Source organism: Faecalibacterium sp. BCRC 81149, assembly GCF_022750605.1.
GTDB classification, from domain to species: Bacteria; Bacillota; Clostridia; order Oscillospirales; family Ruminococcaceae; genus Faecalibacterium; species Faecalibacterium duncaniae.
Genome location: NZ_QXJA01000035.1, coordinates 1 through 2661 on the forward strand (window position 1 = coordinate 1; position 2661 = coordinate 2661).

Annotated in this window: 5 protein-coding genes; 1 reads left to right on the forward strand and 4 read right to left on the reverse strand. The window is 51.7% G+C overall.

The features are described 5' to 3' along the window. Positions 1-8: 8 nt before the first annotated feature. Positions 9-362 (reverse strand): TnpV protein, encoded by a 354-nt coding sequence (locus D3F01_RS15745; protein WP_097784872.1) that lies wholly within the window; start codon positions 360-362, stop codon positions 9-11. Between D3F01_RS15745 and D3F01_RS15750 the strand changes: the two genes are divergently transcribed. Then, complete coding sequence (locus D3F01_RS15750; protein WP_154251302.1) at positions 361-768, forward strand: hypothetical protein; 408 nt, start codon at positions 361-363, stop codon at positions 766-768. The genes D3F01_RS15745 and D3F01_RS15750 overlap by 2 nt on opposite strands. A 449-nt stretch (positions 769-1217) precedes the next feature. On the opposite strand, the gene D3F01_RS15755 is transcribed toward D3F01_RS15750, so the two are convergent. From D3F01_RS15755 to D3F01_RS15765, 3 genes are all read right to left on the reverse strand, one after another. Further along, positions 1218-1379 (reverse strand): hypothetical protein, encoded by a 162-nt coding sequence (locus tag D3F01_RS15755; protein ID WP_215675019.1) that lies wholly within the window; start codon positions 1377-1379, stop codon positions 1218-1220. 82 nt (positions 1380-1461) lie between these two features. Beyond that, positions 1462-1791 carry a hypothetical protein gene (locus D3F01_RS15760; protein ID WP_097778305.1) on the reverse strand — a complete coding sequence of 110 codons (330 nt, stop codon included), beginning with the start codon at positions 1789-1791 and terminating at the stop codon, positions 1462-1464. Positions 1792-1852: 61 nt separating this feature from the next. Then, the coding region (locus D3F01_RS15765) for a hypothetical protein (RefSeq protein WP_242889604.1) at positions 1853-2661 on the reverse strand (809 nt) is incomplete at its 5' end.

Below are 2661 nucleotides of genomic sequence, written 5' to 3' on the forward strand. Positions count from 1 at the left end.
CAGAAAACTTAGCTGTAGATCAGTTCCGTCCGAATCACTTCCTCGACCTGCTCCTGTAGGCTGTTCATGTGCTGTACCCACGCCATCTGATTCTTCTCCTTGTCCGGGGCCGGGTTCTTCGCCAGCAGATCGGCCATCAGTTGCTTCTTCATCGCTGCTGCGGTCTGCTCCAGTTCGGTCAGGGTCGGGTACAGGCTCCCGTTCAGGAGCATCGTGTGGTACAGAACCGGGTGCTGCTGTTTCAGAAAGTTCAGGCGCATCCTGCCGTACTTGCCCAGCGGGTTCTTCGGCTGATGCAGAGTCAGGTTCGGGAGAAGATAATCCCCGGTCTGCGTGTAGTTCAGATTGCTGCTCATATTCATGCTGGCTCCTTTCATTGTTTCGGCGGCGGATGGTCGTTTTGACTGCCCGCTCGACGGTGCGCAGGACTTCGCGGCTGATGTCGCTGACTGCGGCACCGAGTGTGTAGACAGTGTCCGGGGTAGAAAAATCGTAGATGGCCTGAAAACTGTCTTTGTCAAAATAGCCATCCGGCTCAAATCCACAGCGTTCCAGCAGCGTGTAGGTGACGCTAATGGCGGCGGCAGACTTGAACTGCATCTCCACCCCGGCTTCATCATAATCCATCAGCAGCGAACCGTCAACGATGGCGCTGATGTCCTCGCTGTTGTTGTCCCAGTAATCCGCCACCAGTTTCCCGGCAACATCCGCAAGCTGCTGGCTGACACGCTCTCCGCTGATGCCGTAGGTGGCGGCGAGCATTTCTGAAACCGGCTGTTTCAGGTCATCGTTGTACTGCCACAGGTCGGGGTCACGGGAATTACGGCGCACCCCGGTGTCCGACACATCGAAAACGTAGTGCAGGCGCGGGAATCCGCTGGATTCATCCAGCAGGGCGATGCCCTTAGAACCGCGCCGGACATAACGGTTCATCCGGTTGTTCCAGATGTCAAAGTCGGCGCAGGCGGTGGCATCCGGGCGCTGGGCGTAGATCATGAGCTGGTCCGCAAAAGGGTACTTGTACAGCCGGGATGCGGTGGTCAGGTAGTCCGTCCAGCTTTCCCAGTACCGGGTCAAGCCGTTGGCCGTGCGCTGGGCAAGTGCGAGGTATTCTTCGGTTTTGCTTGGCATTTTGGCCTCCTTTTTCAGATTTTAGGGTATAAAAATAGCGGGCAACCGTTTTGGGGTTGCCCGCTGGAAAGTGTATCGAGATAAGATTATTTGTTATTGCCCTTTATGTACTTCATAACGCAGCACCCCATCACGATGACGGGAAGCACGGTTCGTAAACCGAGGTCGCCGACCCGCACATTTACATCAATCACAAGCCCTGCAAACCATGCCGCTAAAGTGAAAACAGTTGCCCATCCGTAATTCATAGAACTGTACTCCTTCATATGTGAATATTCAAAACTCTCTTCTCAGCTTCAGCTTTCATAGCTGCCCGCAAGGAACTTACATTTATTCGACTCGAATGTTTACCGGATTCAGTGTAAGGTTGCCTCCGCCCGCCACCTTATACCATTTGCCTCTTTCGAGTTTGATTCTTTCCGTTACGCCCTGTGTAATATATCCGATTCTGTATTTTTCTCCAGTCTCTACATCGGTAAAGACCACCTCAGTATCACAATCACCGCTCACTTTTACAGTTCCCCAAAGTGGCTGTATTTGTTCTGTCTTTATGGTGCCTTCATCGTTTGAAAGGGTGAAAGTATGGCTTCTCTGGATATTGATATAAATCGCCACCAGAAAAACCGTTGCCAGACATAAAGCAAACCTTCTTGTTTTCATCGAAACACCTCCTGCAAATTCGGTTTTATCGAATCATATCACATAAGCGGACTCTTCAAACTTACAGCTCAGTTTCCACCGCAAGCTGCTCCTGCTTTTCTTTTTCGTCAGCGATTTGGACGTCAATATCTTCGCGCATCTTTTTCAGAAGTGCGAGGACTCGCTTGATTTGACCCTTGGTGTTTTCCACCCTGCTCTGTGCCTGATTGATGTGATCCAGAACTGCCCAGTCTGCAAAGAGACCGTCAAAGAAGAAATCCGCAAATTTCAGAAAGCTGTCCACCGTAACCTGAAGATCTGCGGTGATTTCAACATCGGCAAGTTCAGTTTTGAACCGCCGCAGTTCCACTTGGAGCTGTTCGATTTGTTCCTGTGCATCGTCCAGTTCCTCATACTTAGCAAGATCGGCCATCAAACCGCCGCCCATTACGTCCCATGTACTCCAGCCCTCGGCATTGTCGAGGGTTTCCAGAACTTCGTTGACCGTATGCAGGGCAGTCTTTCCGGCGTTGATGGCCTCTAGCAGCTCCCGCTTTTGGACTTTCAGCGCGGCAATGCGACTTTCACTTTCCGCAACCTGCTGTGCTGCAGGGTGGGCAGAAACTTTGATGCTTTTGATTTTTTCGGAAAGAGCAGCTTGATACTGCCTTTCGCAATCGGACAGCCGTTCCAGTCTATTTTGAATCTGCTCCAAGTCGGCATCAACGGAAGAAAGATCATGGAGAGCCGCATCGTACTTGACACGGGCTGCATAGGCTTCCTGCCGTTCTTTGTCCAGCTTTTCATCCATTTTTCCAATCACTTGATAGAAAAATGCGGCAAGGCTGTGTCCCTCCAGACGGTCCACATCAGCCTGCTCTGCCAGCTTGG

Coding starts and splice junctions, on each gene's coding strand:
- D3F01_RS15750 (WP_154251302.1), top strand. CDS start 361: ATGCTGGCTCCTTTCATTGTTTCGGCGGCGGATGGTCGTTTTGACTGC.
- D3F01_RS15745 (WP_097784872.1), bottom strand. CDS start 362: ATGAATATGAGCAGCAATCTGAACTACACGCAGACCGGGGATTATCTT.
- D3F01_RS15755 (WP_215675019.1), bottom strand. CDS start 1,379: ATGAATTACGGATGGGCAACTGTTTTCACTTTAGCGGCATGGTTTGCA.
- D3F01_RS15760 (WP_097778305.1), bottom strand. CDS start 1,791: ATGAAAACAAGAAGGTTTGCTTTATGTCTGGCAACGGTTTTTCTGGTG.